Consider the following 22,530-nt stretch of genomic DNA (forward strand, 5'->3'; position numbering starts at 1 on the left):
ATGGAGAATTTTCTAGATAATAAAAATATGCTATATGCATTAAAAATGATATCTCCTGGAACTCCGCTTAGATTAGGTCTAAACAATGTACTAAGAGCTAAGACAGGTGGATTGATTGTAATTGCAACTAACGAAGATGTAATGAAAATAGTAGATGGTGGATTTGCTATAAATGCAGAATATTCACCATCATATCTATATGAATTAGCTAAAATGGACGGAGCTATAGTTTTAAGTAGCGATATAAAAAAAATACTATTTGCTAATGCGCAACTTATACCAGATTATTTTATAGAAACATCAGAAACAGGAACAAGACATAGAACAGCAGAAAGAGTGGCAAAACAGACGGGTGCTATAGTCATAGGAATTTCACAAAGAAGAAATGTTATAACAGTTTATAGAGGAAATGAGAAGTATGTGGTCGAAGATATATCTAAGATATTTACTAAGGCAAATCAGGCAATACAAACTCTAGAAAAATATAAGACAGTATTAGACCAAGCTATAACAAATTTAAATGCTTTAGAGTTTAATGATTTAGTAACTATTTATGATGTTGCATTAGTCATGCAGAAGATGGAAATGGTAATGAGAGTTACCAGTATAATTGAAAAATATGTAATAGAATTGGGTGATGAAGGAACTTTAGTAAGCATGCAATTAGAAGAGTTAATGGGTACAACTAGAATAGATCAGAAATTAATATTCAAAGATTATAATAAAGAAAATACAGAAATAAAAGAACTTATGAAAAAAGTTAAAAATTTAAATTCAGAAGAACTAATAGAATTGGTTAATATGGCAAAACTATTAGGGTATAGTGGTTTTTCAGAAAGTATGGATATGCCTATAAAAACAAGAGGCTATAGAATTCTTAGTAAAATACATAGACTACCAACAGCAATAATAGAAAACTTAGTAAATTATTTTGAAAACTTCCAACAAATATTAGATGCGTCTATTGAAGAATTAGATGAAGTTGAAGGAATAGGTGAAATAAGGGCAACATATATAAAAAATGGACTCATAAAAATGAAACAATTAGTATTATTAGATAGACACATATGATGAATTTTAAATGAATTTTACTACTTTTTTCTTGAATATAATATACACTTTGGTCTATAATAGATAAGTATAACTAGGGGGTGAAGCATTGATAAGGAAAGTAACAAGGATATTGTTTATTTTACTTGGATTTACGATAGGTATAACGACCTATTTAACATTAATGAAAGATTTTGAAATATTAACATTTGGGAAAGAAACATATGGTTATATCGCAGCTGTAGTAGCAGGTATAATAATAGCCATTTTAGGATATCTTATAGAGCCATGGGTTGTAAATAGAGTAAAAGAAATTGCTAAAATAGTGGATAAAGAGTTATCAAAATATCCTCAGACTGATATATTGTTAGGGTCTATGGGTCTTATAGTAGGATTTGTGATTGCATATTTATTAAGTGGCTTAGTAAATAGAATACCAATAGTAGGTGGAATACTATCTTTACTATTATATTTATTCCTAGGATATCTTGGAATGAAAGTTGCGCTTAAAAGTAAAAATGATTTATTTAATATTGGAAAATTAGGAAGATTAGCAAATCCTATTAAAGATAAAGATAAGGACAAAGAGAACAAAAAAGATATAAAAGCAATTCCTCCAAAAGTATTAGATACGAGTGTAATAATTGATGGAAGGATAGCAGATATTTGTAAAACAGGCTTTATAGAGGGAAAACTTATTATTCCTGCTTTTGTTTTAGAAGAACTGAGACATATTGCAGATTCTTCAGATGATTTAAAAAGAGTGAGAGGTAGAAGAGGTCTGGATATATTAAATATAATTCAGAAAGAATTAAATATAGAAGTTGAAATAAGTGAGAGAGACTTTGATGAAATAGCTGAAGTTGATAGTAAATTATTAAAGCTTGCTCAGGTTTTAAATGGAAAAGTTGTTACTAATGATTATAATTTAAATAAAGTTGCTCAATTCCAAGGTGTTGAAGTATTAAATATAAATGAGTTAGCTAATGCTATAAAACCAGTTGCAATACCAGGTGAAGATATGGTTGTTCAAGTGGTGAAAGAAGGAAAAGAGGCTCAACAAGGTGTTGCATATCTAGATGATGGAACTATGATAGTTGTTGATGGAGGAAGAAAACATATGAACGAGACTATAAAAGTACTTGTAACTTCTGTTCTTCAAACTCCTGCAGGTAGAATGATATTCGCAAAACCTAAAAATTAATATATTCAAAAAAACCTATAGTTTGGGCTGTTTATTTTAAATAGATGGTCCAAATTTATTTATTTATAACGACAATGTTTAATGTATTCTTAAAGATGAGGATTTAAATCAGAAAGCAGGGAGAATTTATGAGAAAAAAGATTATATCTTTCTTAGCAACATTTATCATAATATTAACATCGATTAGTCAATATAGTTTTGCAGATGATATACCGACATATGGAAAAGTAATATTTATAGATATGAATAGAACTAGTATGAGCAATATGTTAAGAATAAAATCATTGAAAGAAGAACTAGATAGTAGAGGATATATCGGTCTAATGAACATAAGAGGCGATAAAGGTAGTGATGACAGAAGGTCATATGCTAGTATGGGTGCTGGTGGAAGAGCTAATGTAGCTAATGAAGAAGATATTAATTTTGAGAGCTCAAGTAAAGATAGGGATATAGTTTTTAAATCAGCTACAGGAAAAAGCGCAAAAGGTATAAATAATTTAACCATAAATAAGTCTATAAATGAAAATTTAAACTTTGGGGAGTATGGTTCTGTATTAGGGTCATTAGGTCAAAGTTTATCTGATAATGGATTAAGAACATCTGTGTTGGGAAATGCAGATATAATTGAAAATGGTCAGCTTATAAAAAATAGAAACTTATGTCTAGTTGCAATGGATGAGTATGGAAGAATTCCTAATGGAAACGTAGATAATATAAATAAGAAAGATTTATCTATGCCTTATGGAATATCAACTGATTATAATAAATTGATTAAAGAGACTAAAGAAGCTTACAAAAATGATGATGTAGTTTTTGTAGAGCTTGGAGATACATATAGATTAGATTTATATAAACCAAACCTAACTGAAAAAACATATGGTAACATGAAAAATAGCATAGAAAAAAATATAGATGTATACTTAAAAAATGTATTTTCTATGGTTGGAGAAAATGACACTGTTTATATATCAAGTGCATTTCCAAGTGACTTAGATTATAAAAACAAAAGAAGGCTTTCTCCAATAATAAAATTAAGTGGTAATGGAAAAGGGCTATTATCATCTTCAACCACGAGAAGAGAAGGGATTGTGACTAATCTAGATGTTGGAGCTGAAATATTAAATAACTTCGATATAAAAAATCAAAATATGGTTGGAAAGAAGTATGAACTTATTAACAGAGATGATAATAAAGAATATCTGCTGGATGAATACCAAAAGATAGTATCTGTTTCAAGCATAAGGTCTACAATACTCAATGGATTTGTAAGTATAGTATTCTTGTCTTGGATAGTTGCTATGGTTCTAATTTTATTTAGAAAGCATATATCAAAAAATCATAAAGAAACAACATTTTTTATATTAAAAGAACTTTTAAAAGTAGGAATAGTCATGCCATTGTCATTTATGATAACTCCAATAATGAATTTTAAAACACCAGTAGCAATATCTTTAGGAATAATTATAATAACACTTACTATATACTTGATAAGCAAAGTTTTAATAAAGAATGATTTAAAAAATATGTTATTTTTTACTGGATTAACTATATTGATTATGGTTATTGATTCTGGATTTGGTTCATATCTAATGAAAAGCAATGTAATGAGTTACGATTGTATAATTGGCGCTAGATACTATGGAGTAGGCAATGAATATCAAGGAGTAGCAATAGGTAGTGCAATATTTACGTTTGCAATTTTACTTACATATAAAAAGATACCAAAGTGGTCTGTAATAGTATTTTCTTTAGTTATCTTAATTACGAGTGCATCTCCAGCTATGGGGGCAAATGTTGGAACTGCTATTTCTGAATGTGTTGCATTTTTACTATTTATACTATTAATATATAATGTAAAAATAGACTTCAAAAAAGTTGTTTTATTAGGTATATCAGTATTACTTGTTTTAGGAGTTTTTGTAGCTATAGATATGATTTCAGGAAGTAACTCACATCTAGGTATGTTTGTAAAAGAAGTTTACTTTAATGGACCAGGAGAAATAATACAAACATTTAGTAGAAAGATAGAGATGAACTTAAAACTAGCTCAAACTAGTGCATGGGTAAATATACTATTAACTGGAATAGGAGTAATCTTGGTTCTTATGATTAATCAGATTAGGTATTTCAAACAATTGATTGATGAATATCCAATTGTATTTAAAGGCTTTATCGCATCAATAGCAGGATGTTTTGTAACTCTTTTAGTAAATGATTCTGGAATTGTGTCATCAGCTACAGCTTTTATTTATGTAATTGTACCTATGATTATATTAAGTATAAATCTGGTAGCATTAAAAGAATAAGTTGCATAGAGGCTATATATAAATATTGATATGTTAATTTAAATTTATTTTGTCAAAATAAATTTAAAGAAGAAATTTTATAAAAATTAGTTATTATATAAAAATCCCAAGTTTATTTTAACTTGGGATTTTTATATAATAATTTAAATTTTATCTTGTTTCAATATAATTTGAAAGGATGTACTTTTCCCTAAAATGCTTGAAACCGAAATATTCCCTCCATGTGCATCAATAATCTGCTTAACAATAAACAATCCTAATCCTTTGTTTTGTGTATTATGATTTTTGCTACTATAATATTTGTCAAAAATATCATCTGCTTTTTCCGCATTTATCCCAACACCATTGTCAGTAGTATTAATGTAAATTTGTTCAGAACTCTGTTTTAAGCAAATTTTTATTTCTGTACCATCAGGATTATGTTCAACACAATTCATTAAAAGGTTATAAAGAGCTCTATACATTAATGTTTCATCTATGGCTAAATACAAACATTCTAAATCTGTATAAAATCCAAATATCTGTTTTTTAGATTTTGGATTATTAGCTACATCAGCAATAAGGTTTTGAAGAAATGCAACCATTTCAACCTGTGTGTGTTTAAGCAGTATTTTTCCAGACGAATCTATAAAAAATGTAAGACTTAAATTGTCTATTAATTTTTCAATATATACTCCTTTTTTATATATGTTATCTAAAAATATCGTTCTCTCTTCTTCACTAAAACGGTGGTTTTTGTTAAGCATTAGAGATGAATATCCTGTGATGTATGATAATGGCGTTTTCAAATCATGTGATACACCAGCAAGCCAATCAGTTTTTGCAACTTCAAGTTTTTCTCGCTCCATTTCAGTTTCTTGAAGCTTATTGCCTAAAGATTTTATATTTACAATGACTTCTTTATACATAAAATAGTACCATTTTAATTTCCCATTATTGGTAAAGGCTTTTTTGACTATTGCATAATCTCCTTTAGATAAATTACTTATTGAACAAATTATCAAGTAAAGTGGTCGAACAAGAAATAAGCAAAAAAGTATCCCTCCTGTAATAAAGCAGAAAGAAATTATAAGTATGCTTGGAAAATATCCAATAGATGAATCAGTCACATATAAAAATTTATGTGATTTTTCAGGATATATTAATTGATTAAGTAATATGAATAATGTAACGAAGTATACTAGAAATATAAAGAGACCTGTTGTAAAGTAAGCAATAAAACGAAAGTATAATTTTTTCAATATATCAGCTCCCATCTGGTGGTATGAACTTATACCCAATTCCACGAAGGTTTGTAATAACTTTGTATGGTTTATTATCATCCAATATCTTTTTTCTAAGCTTGGATATATGTATTGTAACAGTCTTTTCATCTCCATATCCTGCTAATCCCCAAATTGTATCGTACAGATGTGATGTAGTAAAGACCTTGTTAGGATTTTGGCAAAAAAATTCCATTAGCTCGAGTTCTTTGGCTGTACATTCTACGTCTTGACCATTTACAGTAAGTATTGCACAAGTCATATCAAGAATAATATAACCATAATGATAAATTAAGGAATTTTCTGAATGAGTATGTAATACTGAACGTTCAAGTTGTTGACGCCTAAAAATAGCTTTGATTCTGGCGACAAGCTCCATTGTATTAAAAGGTTTTGTTATATAATCATCACCACCAATGGCAAGTCCTGATAATTTATCGTAATCACCAGTTTTGGCAGTCAGAAATATGATAGGGGCTATAGTTTTCCTGCGCATTTTCGCGCATAGGTCAAATCCGCAATAATCTGGTAGCATTACATCAAGAATGATAAGGTCATATTGCCTGTTTTCAATACACTCAAGGGCTTTGGTTCCTGTTGATACACAGGTAACATTATTATAGTGTTCTTTATTTAAGGTTATTTTCACTAGGGTTAACAGCCCTTCTTCATCATCAACAATAAGTATCTTTTCAGGGTTTTCCAATTTGTCATCCATAATATTTCATCTCCCAGTATACAAAAATAGTATCATTATAATACCATACATGCAAAGTGTAAGCAATAAATTATTCTTTTGTTTTTACCCTCACTTTACTTTTATTTTATTTTCATACTATATTCTATAGATAAAAAGAGAGATAAAAATAAAACAGGAGGTAAAAAATGACAAAATCGCTAAAATCAAGAGGACTAAGTGTTCTGTTATGTGGAGCTTTGATTGTTGGTGTAATGGCAGGATGTACATCTCAGGCTACATCAACAAAAAGCTCAACATCTAAGTCAACACCTAAAACAATGGAAAAAGTTACCCGTGTAAGTTCTGAAAAACAGTTGAAGAAATCGAAAGAAAAATATGAGAAAAACCCAAATGATGGAGCCTTAGCATTAAAATATGCTCAAAACTTATTTGAATTGGGAGATTTTACAGAATTGCAAGAAGTATTAAAACCTTTTTTAAATGGAGATAAACCTCTACCAGATGCTATTTACCTTTCAGCACAAATAGAATATATGAATGGTAATTATACAAAAGCGGAAAAGCTATACAATACTCTTGTGGAGAAATATCCTGATAAATTTAAAGAAAAGGCAGAAGCTGGGCTATCAATGGTCTATTATCAAACAAATCAATATCAGAAAGCAAAACAGCTATCTATGGGGCAAGAAAATGCAAGTAGCTTATTGAACAATATGATGAAAGATTTTGGTGATAGACAACCTAATCAAATTGAATGGAATGGAAAAAATGAAAGTGTTATTCCATTTCTTAAAACTGACCCTCTGCCTGTTGTGCCAGTAGAGATAAATGGAAAAAGAATGAACGCTTTTATTGATACTGGTGCTCCTACATTTGTTCTTGACAAAAAATTTGCAAAAGAACTTGGAATCAAACCAGTTTCAAATGCAGATGGAAATTTTGCTGGAGGTGGTACTTCTGAGATTGGGTTTAGTAGAGCTGATTCATTTAAGGTAGGAGATATAAATATGAAAAATATCCCGGTAATGATAGGAGAGCTTGGTGGACTTGCAGAACTATTTAAGAGTACTGGATTAGATGTTCGTGCTGTTCTTGGTACAAATGTATTAAAACAATTTGTACCAACAATGGATTATCCAAATGGTGAGTTGGTATTAAGACCACGAAGTGAAGTAGTAAGGAATGAAATAGTTGTAACTGATGAAGATGCCAAAGAAGGTAAAAGTGAAATAATACAACAAATTCCATTCACACTTTCTTCTACTCATTATATGTTTGGTAAAGGTTCAATTAATAATAAAAATAATCTTAATTTCTTTATTGATTCAGGATTTAATGGTGGAAAGGGTGCTGGGGTTATGTTGCCTAAACAAACAATAGATTTACTGGGTATTACTATGCCAAAGCTAAGACCAGCTACTACAGAGGAAGGTGGAATGACAGGAAATGATTTTGAAGTAGCACAATTTGATATTTCATCATATGGATTAGGTAATGTGCAACAGAGAAAAGGTATTGGGCATTTTGCGACAGGACAAGAAGGAATGTATCAAGCACATGGATTTTTCCAAGATGCCTTAATAAGCCATAATTATCTGAAGAATTACAAATGGACAATTAATTTTGATTCAATGAAGATGACATTTAATGAGAAGAAGAATATATAATCTAAATTGTGAACAAGAGATATCTTTTTAATTTTACTTTCATATTGTATCTTATAGATAAGAACAAAAATAGGAGGTAAAAAATGATGAAATCACTGAAATCAAGAGGAATAAGTATTATATTATGTGGAGCTTTAATTGTTGGTGTAATGACAGGATGTACATCTCAGGCTACCTCATCGAAAAGCTCAACGCCTAAGTCAACTAAGACAATAGAAAAAGTTACTCGTGCAAGTTGCGAAAAACAACTAACAGAAATCAAAGGAAAGTATGACAAAAACCCAAATGATGAAGCTATTTTCATATTGTATCTTATAGATAAGAACAAAAATAGGAGGTAAAAAATGATGAAATCACTGAAATCAAGAGGAATAAGTATTATATTATGTGGAGCTTTAATTGTTGGTGTAATGACAGGATGTACATCTCAGGCTACCTCATCGAAAAGCTCAACGCCTAAGTCAACTAAGACAATAGAAAAAGTTACTCGTGCAAGTTGCGAAAAACAACTAACAGAAATCAAAGGAAAGTATGACAAAAACCCAAATGATGAAGCTATAAGATTAGAATATGCCCAGATACTATTTAAATTAGGTGACATTACAGAAGCACAAGAGATGCTGAGTCCCTTGATGAATTCGAAGAAGCCTTCTCCAGATGTGATTTATCTTTCTGCACGAATAGGATATTTGAATGGTAATTATGAGCAGGCTGAAAAACTATATAATACTCTTATAGAGCAATATCCTGATAAATTCAAAACAAAAGCTGAAAAAGGATTGACACTAACATATTATCAAACAAATCAATATCAAAAAGCTGAAAAATTATCCGTAGCATCAGAAGATAAGAATAATAGTATAAATAGTGTATTGGAAATGATGAAAGCTTTTAAGGATAAACAACCAAATCAAATTGACTGGAAGGGAAAAAGTGAAACAGTGATTCCTTTTATCACAACCGACCCTCTGCCAGTTGTGCCAGTAGAGATAAATGGCAAAAGAATAAATGCTATTATTGATACTGGTGGTCCAATGTTTACTATTGATCAGAAACTTGTAAAAGAACTTGGTATAAAAACAGCCTCAAAAAACGAAAATGAATTTGCTGGAGGTAATTCTGTTGAAACTGGTTTTGGTCAAGCTGATTCACTTACTATAGGAGGTGTAAATATTAAAAATGTACCTGTAATGTTAGGACCATTTGATGGGTTTGAAGAGGTATTTAAGGGTTATGAAAATATTCATGGTATTATTGGTACAGGTGTATTGAAGGAATTTGTACCTACGATGGATTACCATAGTGGTCAATTAATATTAAGACCTCGAAATGAAGTAGGTAGAGAGAATCTTAATAAAATGCTTGCAGATGACAAAACATTGGAAGAAATGCCATTTACGCTTGCAGCCACTCACTTTTTGTATGGAAAAGGTTCAGTCAATCAGAAAAGTGGACTTAACTACTTCCTTGATTCAGGACTTGCTGACGAAAAAGGTGCTGGAATTATATTACCTAAAGAAACTATAGATTCTTTGAAGATTCCTATGCCAGAGCTAAAGAAAGCTCCTGAAGGACAAGGTGGAATGGGAGGAAGTGATTTTAAGGAAGCACATTTTGATGTTTCATCATATGGACTGGGTAATTTAAAACTAAAAAATGGTCTTGGATATTATTTTACAGGTGGACTGTGGGATTATGATGAGGAACTTGGATTTGTTCATGATGGATTGGTAAGCCATAATTATTTTAAGAATTATAAATGGTCAATTGATTTCGATTCTATGAAGATGACATTTAGCAAATAGAAATAGTATATAACACAAATTGCGTGATTAAGTTTCACTTCTTTAAAGACACAGAGGTACAGGAAAAGTATCTCTGTGTTTTTTATATGTAAAAATATTTTATAAGTCAAATGTAATAGATAACTTGTTTACAAATCTGTTAGGAGTAATAGTATTCTAGCTCATCTAATTACAGAGATACTATTAGTTGGTCAAGTTTCTAGCTGAGTTATAACAGAATTAGATAGAGTAGTAAAAGCTAAAATTATATTTTTACTAGTATTTATTGTAACAATTTTCTCATTATCCAAAAAAACAGTTGACTTTTTATATGAACCCCTTCTATAATGTTACTGAAATTAAGTAAAATGATTGAACAAATGTAAAGATAATTAAAAAAGCTTGATTTTGGAGGAAAGCAAATGAAAAAAATTGGAGACCTAAGGTTAATGATGAAGTGTTGTTCACTTTATTATGAAGATAATTTAAATCAACAAGAAATAGCAAATCAATTGGGAATATCAAGACCAACAATATCAAGAATATTAAAAGAAGCTTTTGAGCAAGGAATAGTAAAAATACAGATAGTTGATGTTTTGAAAAATGACTACCAAAAAATAGAGAGAAGTCTAGAAAGAAAATACAAATTGAAAGAAGTAATAGTTGTAGATGATAAACAGGATTCACTAACTCAAAAACAAGAATTAGCAAGAGCTGTATCTGAATACCTAACTAGAGTAGTAAAGGAAAATGATATAATAGGGGTTTCAATAGGCACGACACTAAAAGAAATACCTAGATATGTAGAAAAAAATAACTGTAAAAACGTCACATTTATACCTCTGTTAGGTGGAATTGGAGACAATGAAATAGATATTCATGCAAATCAAATAGCAGTAAGTTTAGCAAGAGCTTTTGGAGGTGATTTTAAATTATTACATGCTCCAGCTGTTATGTCTGATTTGTCTACAAAAGAAAAACTTTGTAAAGATGAAAAAATTAAAGAAGTACTAGATTTAATATATAAAACGACTATAGCAATCGTAGGTATAGGAAATCCTATGAGCTTAAACTCAACAATAATGGCTTCTGGATACATGCATGAAGAAGATATAGAAGATTTAAAAAAATATAACTCAATAGGTGCAATTTGTTTACAAGCCTTTGATAAAGAAGGAAAAACTTCTATACTTGAATTTAATCAAAGAGTATTAGGAGTAAAGCTAGAAGATTTAAAAAAAATAAAAAGAACAATAGGTGTAGCTTCAGGAGATGAAAAAATAGAAGCAATAAAAGCATCATTAAAAGCAAAGTTTATAAATAGTTTGGCAATTAATCACAGTTTAGCACTTAAATTATTAGAAGATTGTGACTAATATAATAATAGATAAAAGTTAACAGGAGGGAATGTATATGTCAATATCAAAAGAAACATTGCTTGAAATGTATAAGAGAATGAATCAGGCTAGAAAATTTGAAGAAAAGGTTAGTTGGTTTTTTGCAAGAGGTATGGTACATGGAACAACTCATTTATCTGTAGGTCAGGAAGCTTCAAGTGTAGCAGCTGTAATGGCTTTAGAAAAAGGAGATTTAGTATCATTAACTCATAGAGGACATAGTCAATTTATAGGTATGGGAATAGACTTAAACAAGATGATGGCTGAACTTATGGGTAAAGAAACAGGATTTTGTAAAGGAAAAGGAGGCTCAATGCATATAGCAGATATTGAGTCAGGTAACTTAGGGGCAAATGGAGTTGTAGGTGGAGGTCTTACAATAGCTCCAGGAGCTGCACTTACACAACAATATAAAAAAACAGGTAAAATAGTTTTATGCAGTTTTGGTGATGGGGCATCAAATGAAGGTACTTTTCACGAAGGGATAAATTTATCCTCAATATGGAAGTTGCCAATAATATTCTACTGTGAAAATAACTTATATGGTATGTCAACAAGTATAAAACGTCATATGAATATAGACAGTATTGCTACTAGAGCAGCTTCTTATGGAATAGAGGGAATATCAATAGATGGATATAATCCAATAGAAGTATACGAGACAGTACAAAAAGCTGCTGAGAAATGTAGAAGAGGTGAAGGACCTGTATTGATTGAAAGTAGAACTTATAGATGGTTAGGTCACTCAAAATCAGATGCAAATGTATATAGAACAAAAGAAGAAATAGAATCATGGAAAGCAAAGGACCCTATTGAATTTTTAAGAAATTATCTTATCGAAAATAATATCTCTAACGAAAATGAATTAGATAAAATTCAAGAATTTGCAAAACAATCAATAGAAGATGCAGTAGAGTTTGCTCAAAACAGTCCAAATCCAAAGATAGAGTCTTTATTAGAGGATGTATATGCAGACTAAGAATGGTAAAGGAGGAAAATAAAAATGAGTACAAGAGAACTAACATATGCACAAGCTATAAAAGAAGCAATGTCAGAAGAAATGAGAAGAGATGAAAATGTAATATTTATGGGAGAAGATATAGGTATATATGGAGGAGCATTTGGTGTATCAGTTGGAATGATAGATGAGTTTGGTCCAGAAAGAGTAAGAGATACTCCTATATCAGAAGCTGCTATAGCAGGGGCAGCAGCAGGAGCTGCGGCAACTGGTCTAAGACCTATTATGGAAGTAATGTTTATGGATTTTGTAACAATCTCTATGGATGCAATTGTAAATCAAGCAGCAAAAATGAGATATATGTTTGGTGGAAAAGCTCAAGTTCCAATGGTTGTTAGATGTCCTGGTGGTTCTGGAACTGGTTCAGCAGAGCAACATTCACAAAGCTTAGAAGCATGGTTTTGCCATGTTCCAGGAGTAAAAGTGGTTGCACCTTCTACACCAGCAGATGCTAAAGGGTTATTAAAAGCAGCTATAAGAGATAATAATCCAGTCATATTTGTTGAGAATAAATTGTTATATAGAAAAAAAGGTATTGTTCCAGAAGATGATTATGTAATTGAAATTGGAAAGGCAGATATTAAAAGAGAAGGTACAGATGTTACAGTAATCACTTATGGAAGAATGTTACAAAGTGTTGAGGAAGCAGTAGAGGCACTATCAAAAGAAAATATAAGTGTAGAAATTATAGATTTAAGAACTTTATATCCATTAGATAAAGAGACTATAGTGAAGAGTGTATGTAAAACTGGAAGAGTTCTAATTTGTCATGAAGCAGCCAAGACTGGTGGACTAGGTGGAGAAATATCAGCATTAATAACAGAAAGTGAATCATTTGATTATTTAGATGCACCAGTAAAAAGAATCTGCGGAAAAGATGTGCCAATACCATATAATCCAGAGTTAGAAAAAGCAGTTGTCCCAAGAGTTGATGAAATAGAAGAAGCAATAAAATCTTTAATTGTTAGATAAGGAGGGATAGATATGGTGGCAAATAAAGTAAAGGCCACACCAGCAGCCAGACATCAAGCAAGAAAAGACAATATAAAACTAGATAGGCTGATTGGAAGTGGAGAAAATGGAAGAATTCATTTAGTTGATGTGTTAAATTACTTAAAAGATAGTAAGGCAAATACTACTCCTTTAGCTAAAAGAATAGCAGAAGATTTGAATATAGATTTAGAAACTATTGTAGGTACTGGATATAATGGAAAAATAAGAAAATGCGATGTAGAAAAATTAACTAAAAAAGAAACTATTGTATCATTTAATACATCTAAAGCTAGTGAGCAAAAAGAGACAAAGAGTAAAGATGAAAATTCACGCATGTTTAATACAGTAGAAGGAACGTTTGAAAAACCAAATCCAATGAGGGCCACTGTAGCAAAACGAATGTCAGAAAGTTATTTTAGTGCTCCTGTATTTACATTCAACATAGAGGTAGATGCTACTGAATTGAAGTCACTTAGAGCAAAGTTAATAGACACAGTAAAAGAAGCAACTGGAGTAAAATTAACTATGACAGATTTAATAGTAATGGCAGTATCTAGAATACTTCCAAAGCATCAAGCTTTAAATTCAGCATGGACAGACGATGGAATATTTAGATATAAAGATATAAATGTAGCTATTGCAGTCGGGCTAGATGAAGGTTTATATGTCCCAGTAGTAAAAAATGTAAATAAAAAATCTTTAAAAGAGATAGCTAAAGAAAGTAAAGAGCTTGCTGAAAAAGTAAAGACAGGAAAACTTCTACCAGCAGACCAAGAAGGCAATACATTTACTATAAGTAATGTTGGAATGTATGGTATAACTACATTCACACCTATAATAAATATGCCTTCAAGTGCAATACTAGGGGTGGGTGCTACACAAGATAAGTTTGTTCCAGTAAATGGAGAAGCTAAAATAAAACCTATAATGAACTTATCATTGACATCAGACCACAGAGTAATAGATGGAACAGTAGCAGCAAAATTCTTAAAAGACTTAAAAGAATTGTTAGAAAATCCTTTATCAATGCTTGTATAGTTTTTGATGTTTCATTACCGATATAATAGTTTTAATAGATTACATAGTTATGATTATCTAGGTAAATTTAAAACTTTTATATATTCGGCATTACTTTTAAATGTAACTATATGAATATAAATTGATTAATGAAAATATATGAAAATAAATAGGAGGAGAGCCTATGTCAGTAGAAGTCATAATGCCAAAAGCAGGAGTAGCTATGGAAGAAGGTACTATAGTTTCTTGGCTAAAACAAGAAGGTGAAGAAGTAAAAATTGGAGAGCCTATATTAGAGATAACAACAGACAAAGTAAACATGGAAATAGAGTCAGAGGGAGAAGGTACACTGGCTGTAATCATACATAAAGAAGAAGGTGAAGTATTACCAGTATTTACAGTAATAGGTGTAATAGCAGAAAAAGGTGAAAATCAAGAAGAAATAAAAGCTAAATATTTATCTGGTAATGTCTCAAAAGAAGATATTGTTGAAGAAATTCAAAACGTAGAGGAAAAAGAAGAAAAAATAAATAAAAAAGAATGTAATCATGATTATGATGTAGTAGTAATAGGTGGAGGACCTGGAGGTTATTTATCAGCATTAAAAGCATCTCTATTAGGTGGAAAAGTTGCATTAGTTGAAGAAAACATATTAGGAGGAACTTGCTTAAATAGAGGTTGTATTCCTACAAAGACCTATATAAAAACAGCAGAAATATTGGAAGAAGTTGAACAGTTATCAAAGAGGGGCGTAAAAGTAGCTGTAGATAAGGAACAGGATATCAAAAAAGCAATAAAATATAAAAATAGAGTAGTTAAAAAACTTACAGCTGGTGTTGGTGGTCTATTAAAAAGCAGAAATGTAGATGTATTTAATCTTAAAGCTAGCGTTAAAGAAGCACATAAAGTAATATTATCTGATGGAAAAATTTTAGATACAGAAAATATAATAATCGCAACAGGTTCTAAAGTAAGAGTATTACCTATAAAAGGAATAGAATCGAATTTGATAATAACTAGTACAGAAGCTTTAGATTTAGAAGTGGTGCCACAAGAATTAGTAATAATTGGTGGTGGAGTGATAGGTTGCGAATTTGCAGAGATATTTAATTCAAGAGGTTCTAAGGTAACTATTGTAGAAATGGAAGATAGAATAATTCCAAGAATGGATAAAGAATTGAGCGAATCTCTGAACTATTCTCTTAGTAAAAAAGGTATAAATGTATTAACTAAGAAGAAAGTTTCTGAATTCAAAGAAGAAGGCAATAAAATAGTAGTATGCATTGAAGATGAAGAGCCAATAAAAGCAGATTTATGTCTATATGCTATAGGAAGACAAGCTAATCTTTCTGGTATAGAAGATTTGGATATTAAAATAGATAAAGGTTCAATAGCTGTAAACAGTAAAATGGAGACAAGTATACCAAATATATACGCAGTAGGTGATGTTACTGGTGGTGTGATGTTAGCTCATGCAGCATTTAAAATGGGAGAGGTAGCAGCTGCAAATGCTTTAGGGATGAATGAAGAAGTTGATTTAAGTGCGTTGCCTAGTTGTGTCTATACAATTCCAGAAGTAGCATCAGTTGGACTTACAGAAGAAGATGCTAGAAAAAAACATAATGTAAAAGTGGGTAAATTCAACTTTGCTGGAAATGGAAGAGCCTTAGCTTCTGGACAAGAGCAAGGATATGTAAAAGTGATAGCAGATGATAAATATGGAGAAATTTTAGGAGTACATATGTTTGGATGTGGTGTAGCAGAACTTATAAATCATGCAGCATCATTTAAGGCATTAGAAATACCTGCTGATGAAGCTAGTGAGTTGATATTTGGTCATCCATGTACTTCAGAAGCTTTGATGGAAGCTTTAGCAGATGTAAATGGGAGATGTTTACATTTACCTAAAAAATAAATTATTAATGTAAGTTTATTATTAAAATAAATTTATATTATAAAATCTTAAAATACTTATTTAGCCATACTCTTTCTTGTATAAATATATATATTTGTACGAGAAGGAGTATTTTTTATGTGAAAATATAGAAATTAAATATTTGTAGTTTTTGTTGTACAAAAAAGATAGTAATATAAAATAACAGTGTCATTTTAGTATGACTTTACTTGGAATTAGAAAAAAAGACTTTTTTGTTTTTTTAAACGTATTATTTGTAAAATATTAAAAAAAATTTTCTTAATATTTCAATAAAAGAATAGCTTGATTTAAATGTTATGATTTTATGCAATAATAATAAGCACAAAAAAAACAATATATGGCATATAAGTTGCTATATAAATAGTAAGGAGGGAACAATTATAAATGAGGCAAAGAATAAAAAACCTAATTGAAAATGAAGATAAGAAAAATCCTTTAACAGATGAAGCAATTTCAAGTATGCTAAATGTTCGAAGAGAAGATGTTACCTTTTTGAGAAATGAGTTAAAAATAGAGGATTCAAGACAAAGAAGAAAAGTTGTTTTGATTAAAGCTATAAAGGACATTTTAAAGGAAGAAAATATTATAAATAAAAATGACATAACAAGAAGGTTAAACAGTATTGGATTTACAGTATCAAGATTTACAGTCATACAGTATTTAAAAGAAATTCAAGATTCTGATGATTTAAAGCCTGATAAAGAAGTTGATGATAAAAAAGAAGAGATAAAGAATAATGGAGAAAATATAGATATAGCATTTGATAAATTAATAGGCAGTAGTGGCAGTTTAAGTACAATTATAAAATTATCCAAAGCAGCAATACTCTATCCTCCTCACGGCCTTCACACCATCATTATGGGGCCAACTGGTGTTGGAAAGAGTGAGTTAGCAGAATGTATGTATAAATTTGCAGTAGAATCATCTAGATTCCCTAAGAATGCACCTTTTATAGTTTTTAATGCTGCAGATTATTCAGAAAATCCACAGCTTTTATTATCTCAATTATTTGGACATGTCAAAGGTGCTTTTACAGGAGCTGATGAGACCAAAGAAGGTTTAGTATCAAAAGCAAATGGAGGAATCTTGTTTATAGATGAAATACATAGATTGCCTCATGAAGGTCAAGAGATATTATTTCAATTAATTGATAAAGGTATGGTCAGAAAGCTAGGAGAAACAAGGTTGACAAATAAAATAGATGTAATGATTATTTCAGCAACTTCTGAACCCATAGATTCTCACTTACTTAATACATTTAAAAGACGTATACCTGTAACAATTGAAATACCAGAATTAGTTGCAAGACCATTAAATGAGAGGTTTGATATTATAAATAACTTCTTCTTAATAGAAGCTCAAAGAATGGAAACAAGAATACATATAAAATCAGATGTATTAAAAGCTCTTATGCTTTACGATTGTATAGGAAATGTTGGTCAGCTTAGAAGTGATATTCAAGTAGCTTGTGCCAGGGGACTATTAAACAAACTTACGAGCAAACAGAAAGAAGTAAATATAAATATATCAGATGTACCTGGATATGTAAAACAAGGTCTTATGAAAATTAGAAATTGTAGAGATAAAATAGAAAATTATGTAGATGGAGACTTAATTATAGACTCAAGTTATCATGGTGAGATAGAAAAGAAAAATGAAGATATATATACTTTTCCAGATGAAATATATAAGCTTACTGAAAGAAGACATATTGATTTATTAGAGCAAGGTTTAGATTTTGATGTTATAAATAGAATTGTTGGAGGAGAGTTAGAAAGCTGTATTCAAAAATATATAAAGCAAGTTAAAAAAGTTTCTATTAGTGATAATATTCCAGATATAAGTCCGATTGTTGGAAAATATATTGTAGAGCTTACTTATGAAGTAATCAAAATAGCATCACAATATCTTAGTTCCTTAGAGCCAAATCTACATTTATGTTTAGCAGTTCACTTAAAAGCAGCTTTTGAGAGGCTAAAAGAAGGTAAAGTAATATCCAATGCCCATTTAAAAGAAATAATAGGAAATTATCCATTAGAATACTCTGTAGCAGAAAAGGTAGCTCAACATCTGAAGGAAAGATATAATATAAATTTGCCAAAAGAAGAAATAGGTATAATAGCGATATATTTTAAAATGAGTAGCAGAAGAGATATATCTGAACAAAAAAAGATAGGTGTACTTCTTATGGCTCATGGAAGAGTGGCTTCATCTGTATGTGAAGTTACAAATAAACTATTAGGAATTAACCATGCAAGGTATTTAGATATGCCATTTGAAAAAAAACCAGAAGAAATGATTGAAGAGGCTACTACAGTAGTAAAAGATATTGATGAAGGTAGAGGCGTGATTATATTAGTTGATATGGGTTCGCTTTCATATTTTGGAGATATTATCTCTGGGAAGACAGGGATTAATATAAGGACAATATGTAGATTTGACACCTTACTATCCATAGAAGTTATACGAAGAGCAGTTTTACCAGATTTAACAATAGATGAAATAGTTGATGAAGTTAAAAGTATAGAACCACAAGTAAAGGAGAGGGCTAGTAAATATAACAACACAAAATTAGATTCTAGAAAACCTATAATTTTAACATTATGTATTACAGGATTAGGAGGAGCTTGTAAGGTAAAAAAAATCTTAGAGGAAAATATTAAAGGTATAAATGAAAAGGTTGATATAGAATCTATAGGTATGATTGAATATCCAAGTCTTGACTTAGAGATAAAGCAAATAAGTAATGATAAGAATGTAATTGCTATAGTTGGAACAATTGACCCACAGATAGCCAATATCCCTTTCTTTAGCCTAGTAGACATAAATGATAAAACAAAATTAAATCAAATAAATAATTTAATTGATACAAATCAAATTGTTAAAACAAATAAAAAATATGAATTATCAGATTTAATACATAAAGAAGATATCTTTGTAGATTTACAAGTTAAATCAAAAGAAGACGCTTTAAAGTACATGAGTAAAAAACTTAGAGAAAAAGGTTATGTGACGAAAAATTTCTATAAAAAAGTGGTAGAAAGAGATAATCTATTTCCGACTGAATTATCAGATGGAATAGCAATACCTCATACTGATGGAATAGATGTAATTAGACCAGCTATAAGTATAGCTATTTTGAAAAATCCTATTATATGGAGTAAAAATAAAGTGAAAATAATACTTTTATTAGCTGTAGACCAAAAATGCTTTAATCCATTAAATACTCTACTTACATTTATAGAAACAGATGAATTTAAAGATATAAAAAACATTAAAGATAGAGATTTTATTAGGGAGATGATATTAGATGGAGTCAATGCAAATAATCAGTAGTAATTTAATTTTCAAAAATATTGAAGTGTCGAACAATGAAGATGCATTAAAATTTTTAGGACAACGTTTATTTGATAAACAGTATGTAAAAGAAAGCTACATAGAAGCTGTTATAGCAAGAGAAAAAAAGTATGCTACAGGGTTACCAACGGAAATCTATGGAGTAGCTATACCACATACAGATATAGTACATGTAAATGAACCAGGTATAGCGATTGGCATACTTAATAAGCCTGTAAAATTTATAATGATGGGTACAGAAGATACTGAAATTGATGTAAAAGTTGTATTTATGTTAGCAGTAAAAGAGCCACAAGAACAATTACAATTATTAGAAAAACTTATGACTATATTTCAAGATAAGAATATGTTAAATAATATTGTAGATTTAAATGAAGAAAGTATGAGTGACTTATTAAACTCTAAACTAAAAAATTAAACATGTAAAGAGTATTAAAAATATATAAATGTTATTGAAGATTTCTAACTATAGATATCTTTAAAATAAAACAATTTTAATGGGGGTGAATAATGTGGCTAAAAAAATATTAGTTGCATGTGGAACAGGAGTATGTACTTCAACAATTGCTATAAACAAATTAAAGAAAGCACTTCAAGACCTTGGGAAATTAGATATGGTTAATATTACACAGTGTAAAGTAGTGGAAGTTGCGTCAAAAGCACCTGACTATGATTTGATAATTTGTACTACACAAGTTTCTAGTAGTATAAAAACACCTGTAATAAATGGGTTACCTTTTTTAACTGGTGTTGGAATGGACAAATTAATCGATGATATATTGGAAAAATTAGAATTATAATTTGAACTTTTAAAGAATAGAGTCTCTAAAATTATAAGTTTTAGAGACTGAAAATTAAATAATGGAGGGTCTTTAGATGGAGATATTAAATTTCATTGTTAGTTTAGGTGCACAAGTAATGATGCCAATAATAATATGTATTTTTGGTTTGATATTAGGCACAAAGATTGGAAAATCATTAAGAGCTGGTTTAACAGTGGGGGTTGGATTTATAGGTCTTAATACTATTATAGCTTTATTGACAGATAACTTAGGTCCAGCAACACAACAAATGGTTAAGAACTTAGGATTAAACCTATCTATAATAGATGTAGGCTGGCCAGCAGCATCAGCTATAGCTTTTGCATCAACGGTAGGGGCTTTAATTATTCCAATAGGTCTTGTAGTAAATATAGTTATGTTAATTACTAATACTACTCAAACTGTTGATGTAGACATATGGGATTACTGGCATTTTGCTTTTACAGGGGCTTTAGTAGCAGGAGCCACACAAAGTGTAGTATGGGGAGTGTTTGCGGCAGTAGCAAATATGGTAATTGTATTGGTAATGGCAGATTTAACTGCTCCAGGTATAGAGAAATATTTGGGTATGCCAGGGATATCCCTTCCTCATGGATTTACACAAGCATTTGTTCCAATTGCTATAGTTGTAAATAAATTACTAGACTTAATACCAGGTATAAATAAGATTGAGATAAATGCGGATACACTACAGAAAAAATTTGGATTATTTGGAGAACCTTTAATCATGGGGTCTATAATAGGTATAATAATTGGTATTGCAGCGAAATATGATATAAAAGGTATATTACAGTTAGGTGTAACTATGGGAGCTGTATTGATATTAATTCCAAAGATGGCAGCATTGTTAATGGAAGGTTTATTACCAGTATCAGAAGCAGCACAGGAATTTATTGAGAAAAGATTTAAAAATAGAGGGAAGATTTATATAGGTTTAGATTCAGCAGTAGGGATAGGTCATCCTGTTACATTGTCAGTTGCATTAGTATTGGTTCCTTTAACTATAGTTATAGCAGCTATATTACCAGGAAATAAAGTCCTGCCATTTGCAGACTTAGCAGTAATTCCATTTGCACTTGTTTTAATCGTACCAATTACAAAAGGAAATGTATTTAGAACATTAATAATAGGAATACTTATAATTACTTCTGGATTGTTAATTGCAACTAATTTAGCTCCACTATTTACTCAAATGGCTCTAAATGCTAGTTTTAAAATGCCTGAAGGAGCAACTATGATTTCAAGCATTTGTGATGGTGCAAATCCATTAAGTTGGGTATTTGTAAAGATTATGAATTATAAAGCTATTGGAGGAGTGATTTTTGGAGTTATAGCTTTAGGAATGGCTATTTACAATAGAAATAGAATAATAAAGGAAAATAAAAAATTATCTCTAGAAGAGGAAATATAAAAATAATTTTATTGGAGTGTATGGATTATGAAAAAATATAAATATAATTCTATAAGATACTTAATTAGCGTGATAGTACCAGGATTTTTTATGATTTTGATATTGATTTATGCACTGTTTAATAACTATATAAATTTTAGTGTAAATATGTATAGTTTGTTGATAATTATCTGTACCTATGGGATACACAATACTTTTGTATCATCAAGTAATCCTAAAGAAATTATTATTGATAATAAATGTATACATTTTATCTCATTTATTGCTACACATAAGTATGAAATTACAGATATCAAAAAAGTAAGAATACGAGAGTTTTACAATAAAAATCTTTATCTGAAAATTAATGATGGGAGCTTTTTTAAAGGTAGGTATTGGATAAGAACAAATATGTTTAGTAACGATATAGAATTATACAATTATTTTGTTGCATTAGAAGAAGGTTTATATCCAGAATCATTAAAATTTAGAAATAAGAGATTAGATAATAAAGGAGTATAAGAGTAAAAAATTAAAATTGGAAGTGGATTAATTTCTATTGATAAAATGTAATATTAGGTTTTATGGAAAGTTTTTGGAATTTTCAAATAAAATTGAAGATAGTATT

The 22,530-nt window shown here is 29.9% G+C and carries 18 protein-coding genes; 16 read left to right on the forward strand and 2 right to left on the reverse strand.

Annotated features, from left to right (window positions below; genetic code table 11):
• The 3 genes from disA (at position 1) to ACTG48_RS00445 (ending at position 4,560) form a co-directional block, all read left to right on the forward strand.
• A complete protein-coding gene (disA, locus tag ACTG48_RS00435; RefSeq protein ID WP_021382461.1) occupies positions 1 to 1,071 on the forward strand; it encodes a DNA integrity scanning diadenylate cyclase DisA in 1,071 nt (356 codons plus the stop codon).
• 88 nt (positions 1,072 to 1,159) lie between these two features.
• Positions 1,160 to 2,254, forward strand: a complete 1,095-nt coding sequence (locus ACTG48_RS00440) for a PIN/TRAM domain-containing protein (protein WP_021382466.1) — start codon at positions 1,160 to 1,162, stop codon at positions 2,252 to 2,254.
• A gap of 128 nt (positions 2,255 to 2,382) precedes the next feature.
• A complete protein-coding gene (locus tag ACTG48_RS00445; protein ID WP_479917859.1) occupies positions 2,383 to 4,560 on the forward strand; it encodes a hypothetical protein in 2,178 nt (725 codons plus the stop codon).
• 143 nt (positions 4,561 to 4,703) lie between these two features.
• Here ACTG48_RS00445 and ACTG48_RS00450 read toward each other — a convergent pair whose 3' ends face one another.
• Both ACTG48_RS00450 and ACTG48_RS00455 read right to left on the reverse strand, forming a co-directional pair.
• Positions 4,704 to 5,801, reverse strand: a complete 1,098-nt coding sequence (locus tag ACTG48_RS00450) for a sensor histidine kinase (RefSeq protein WP_479917860.1) — start codon at positions 5,799 to 5,801, stop codon at positions 4,704 to 4,706.
• Positions 5,802 to 5,805: 4 nt separating this feature from the next.
• Positions 5,806 to 6,540 (reverse strand): response regulator transcription factor, encoded by a 735-nt coding sequence (locus ACTG48_RS00455; protein WP_479917861.1) that lies wholly within the window; start codon positions 6,538 to 6,540, stop codon positions 5,806 to 5,808.
• A gap of 167 nt (positions 6,541 to 6,707) precedes the next feature.
• Between ACTG48_RS00455 and ACTG48_RS00460 the strand changes: the two genes are divergently transcribed.
• The 13 genes from ACTG48_RS00460 (at position 6,708) to ACTG48_RS00520 (ending at position 22,424) form a co-directional block, all read left to right on the forward strand.
• Entirely contained in the window at positions 6,708 to 8,189 is a 1,482-nt protein-coding gene (locus ACTG48_RS00460) for an aspartyl protease family protein (protein WP_479917862.1), read from the forward strand.
• A gap of 83 nt (positions 8,190 to 8,272) precedes the next feature.
• A complete protein-coding gene (locus ACTG48_RS00465) occupies positions 8,273 to 8,530 on the forward strand; it encodes a hypothetical protein (protein WP_479917863.1) in 258 nt (85 codons plus the stop codon).
• Between the two features lie 3 nt (positions 8,531 to 8,533).
• Positions 8,534 to 9,994, forward strand: a complete 1,461-nt coding sequence (locus tag ACTG48_RS00470) for an aspartyl protease family protein (RefSeq protein WP_479917864.1) — start codon at positions 8,534 to 8,536, stop codon at positions 9,992 to 9,994.
• 401 nt (positions 9,995 to 10,395) lie between these two features.
• The gene (locus ACTG48_RS00475) at positions 10,396 to 11,349 is read left to right on the forward strand and encodes a sugar-binding transcriptional regulator (RefSeq protein WP_021382477.1); all 954 of its coding nucleotides are present in this window, start codon (positions 10,396 to 10,398) and stop codon (positions 11,347 to 11,349) included.
• Positions 11,350 to 11,386: 37 nt separating this feature from the next.
• Positions 11,387 to 12,349, forward strand: a complete 963-nt coding sequence (locus ACTG48_RS00480; RefSeq protein WP_021382479.1) for a thiamine pyrophosphate-dependent dehydrogenase E1 component subunit alpha — start codon at positions 11,387 to 11,389, stop codon at positions 12,347 to 12,349.
• A 24-nt stretch (positions 12,350 to 12,373) separates the two neighbouring features.
• Positions 12,374 to 13,360, forward strand: coding sequence for an alpha-ketoacid dehydrogenase subunit beta (locus tag ACTG48_RS00485; protein ID WP_021382484.1), 987 nt, complete (start codon positions 12,374 to 12,376; stop codon positions 13,358 to 13,360).
• Between the two features lie 12 nt (positions 13,361 to 13,372).
• On the forward strand, positions 13,373 to 14,419 hold the full coding sequence (locus ACTG48_RS00490) for a 2-oxo acid dehydrogenase subunit E2 (RefSeq protein WP_479917865.1): 1,047 nt from the start codon (positions 13,373 to 13,375) through the stop codon (positions 14,417 to 14,419).
• A gap of 163 nt (positions 14,420 to 14,582) precedes the next feature.
• A complete protein-coding gene (gene lpdA / locus ACTG48_RS00495) occupies positions 14,583 to 16,313 on the forward strand; it encodes a dihydrolipoyl dehydrogenase (RefSeq protein ID WP_479917866.1) in 1,731 nt (576 codons plus the stop codon).
• A 405-nt stretch (positions 16,314 to 16,718) separates the two neighbouring features.
• On the forward strand, positions 16,719 to 19,670 hold the full coding sequence (locus ACTG48_RS00500; protein WP_479917867.1) for a sigma 54-interacting transcriptional regulator: 2,952 nt from the start codon (positions 16,719 to 16,721) through the stop codon (positions 19,668 to 19,670).
• Positions 19,645 to 20,109, forward strand: a complete 465-nt coding sequence (locus ACTG48_RS00505) for a PTS sugar transporter subunit IIA (protein ID WP_479917868.1) — start codon at positions 19,645 to 19,647, stop codon at positions 20,107 to 20,109. Before ACTG48_RS00500 ends, ACTG48_RS00505 begins: the two co-directional genes overlap by 26 nt.
• A gap of 79 nt (positions 20,110 to 20,188) precedes the next feature.
• The gene (locus ACTG48_RS00510) at positions 20,189 to 20,491 is read left to right on the forward strand and encodes a PTS sugar transporter subunit IIB (RefSeq protein WP_479917869.1); all 303 of its coding nucleotides are present in this window, start codon (positions 20,189 to 20,191) and stop codon (positions 20,489 to 20,491) included.
• Between the two features lie 76 nt (positions 20,492 to 20,567).
• On the forward strand, positions 20,568 to 21,923 hold the full coding sequence (locus ACTG48_RS00515; protein ID WP_021382469.1) for a PTS galactitol transporter subunit IIC: 1,356 nt from the start codon (positions 20,568 to 20,570) through the stop codon (positions 21,921 to 21,923).
• A 27-nt stretch (positions 21,924 to 21,950) separates the two neighbouring features.
• Positions 21,951 to 22,424, forward strand: a complete 474-nt coding sequence (locus ACTG48_RS00520; protein ID WP_479917870.1) for a hypothetical protein — start codon at positions 21,951 to 21,953, stop codon at positions 22,422 to 22,424.
• Positions 22,425 to 22,530 lie beyond the last annotated feature (106 nt).

It is taken from the genome of Clostridioides sp. LIBA-6822 (assembly GCF_056688955.1).

Coding starts and splice junctions, on each gene's coding strand:
- disA (WP_021382461.1), top strand. CDS start 1: ATGGAGAATTTTCTAGATAATAAAAATATGCTATATGCATTAAAAATG.
- ACTG48_RS00445 (WP_479917859.1), top strand. CDS start 2,383: ATGAGAAAAAAGATTATATCTTTCTTAGCAACATTTATCATAATATTA.
- ACTG48_RS00455 (WP_479917861.1), bottom strand. CDS start 6,540: ATGGATGACAAATTGGAAAACCCTGAAAAGATACTTATTGTTGATGAT.
- ACTG48_RS00460 (WP_479917862.1), top strand. CDS start 6,708: ATGACAAAATCGCTAAAATCAAGAGGACTAAGTGTTCTGTTATGTGGA.
- ACTG48_RS00465 (WP_479917863.1), top strand. CDS start 8,273: ATGATGAAATCACTGAAATCAAGAGGAATAAGTATTATATTATGTGGA.
- ACTG48_RS00470 (WP_479917864.1), top strand. CDS start 8,534: ATGATGAAATCACTGAAATCAAGAGGAATAAGTATTATATTATGTGGA.
- ACTG48_RS00475 (WP_021382477.1), top strand. CDS start 10,396: ATGAAAAAAATTGGAGACCTAAGGTTAATGATGAAGTGTTGTTCACTT.
- ACTG48_RS00480 (WP_021382479.1), top strand. CDS start 11,387: ATGTCAATATCAAAAGAAACATTGCTTGAAATGTATAAGAGAATGAAT.
- ACTG48_RS00485 (WP_021382484.1), top strand. CDS start 12,374: ATGAGTACAAGAGAACTAACATATGCACAAGCTATAAAAGAAGCAATG.
- ACTG48_RS00490 (WP_479917865.1), top strand. CDS start 13,373: ATGGTGGCAAATAAAGTAAAGGCCACACCAGCAGCCAGACATCAAGCA.
- lpdA (WP_479917866.1), top strand. CDS start 14,583: ATGTCAGTAGAAGTCATAATGCCAAAAGCAGGAGTAGCTATGGAAGAA.
- ACTG48_RS00500 (WP_479917867.1), top strand. CDS start 16,719: ATGAGGCAAAGAATAAAAAACCTAATTGAAAATGAAGATAAGAAAAAT.
- ACTG48_RS00505 (WP_479917868.1), top strand. CDS start 19,645: ATGGAGTCAATGCAAATAATCAGTAGTAATTTAATTTTCAAAAATATT.
- ACTG48_RS00510 (WP_479917869.1), top strand. CDS start 20,189: ATGGGGGTGAATAATGTGGCTAAAAAAATATTAGTTGCATGTGGAACA.
- ACTG48_RS00515 (WP_021382469.1), top strand. CDS start 20,568: ATGGAGATATTAAATTTCATTGTTAGTTTAGGTGCACAAGTAATGATG.
- ACTG48_RS00520 (WP_479917870.1), top strand. CDS start 21,951: ATGAAAAAATATAAATATAATTCTATAAGATACTTAATTAGCGTGATA.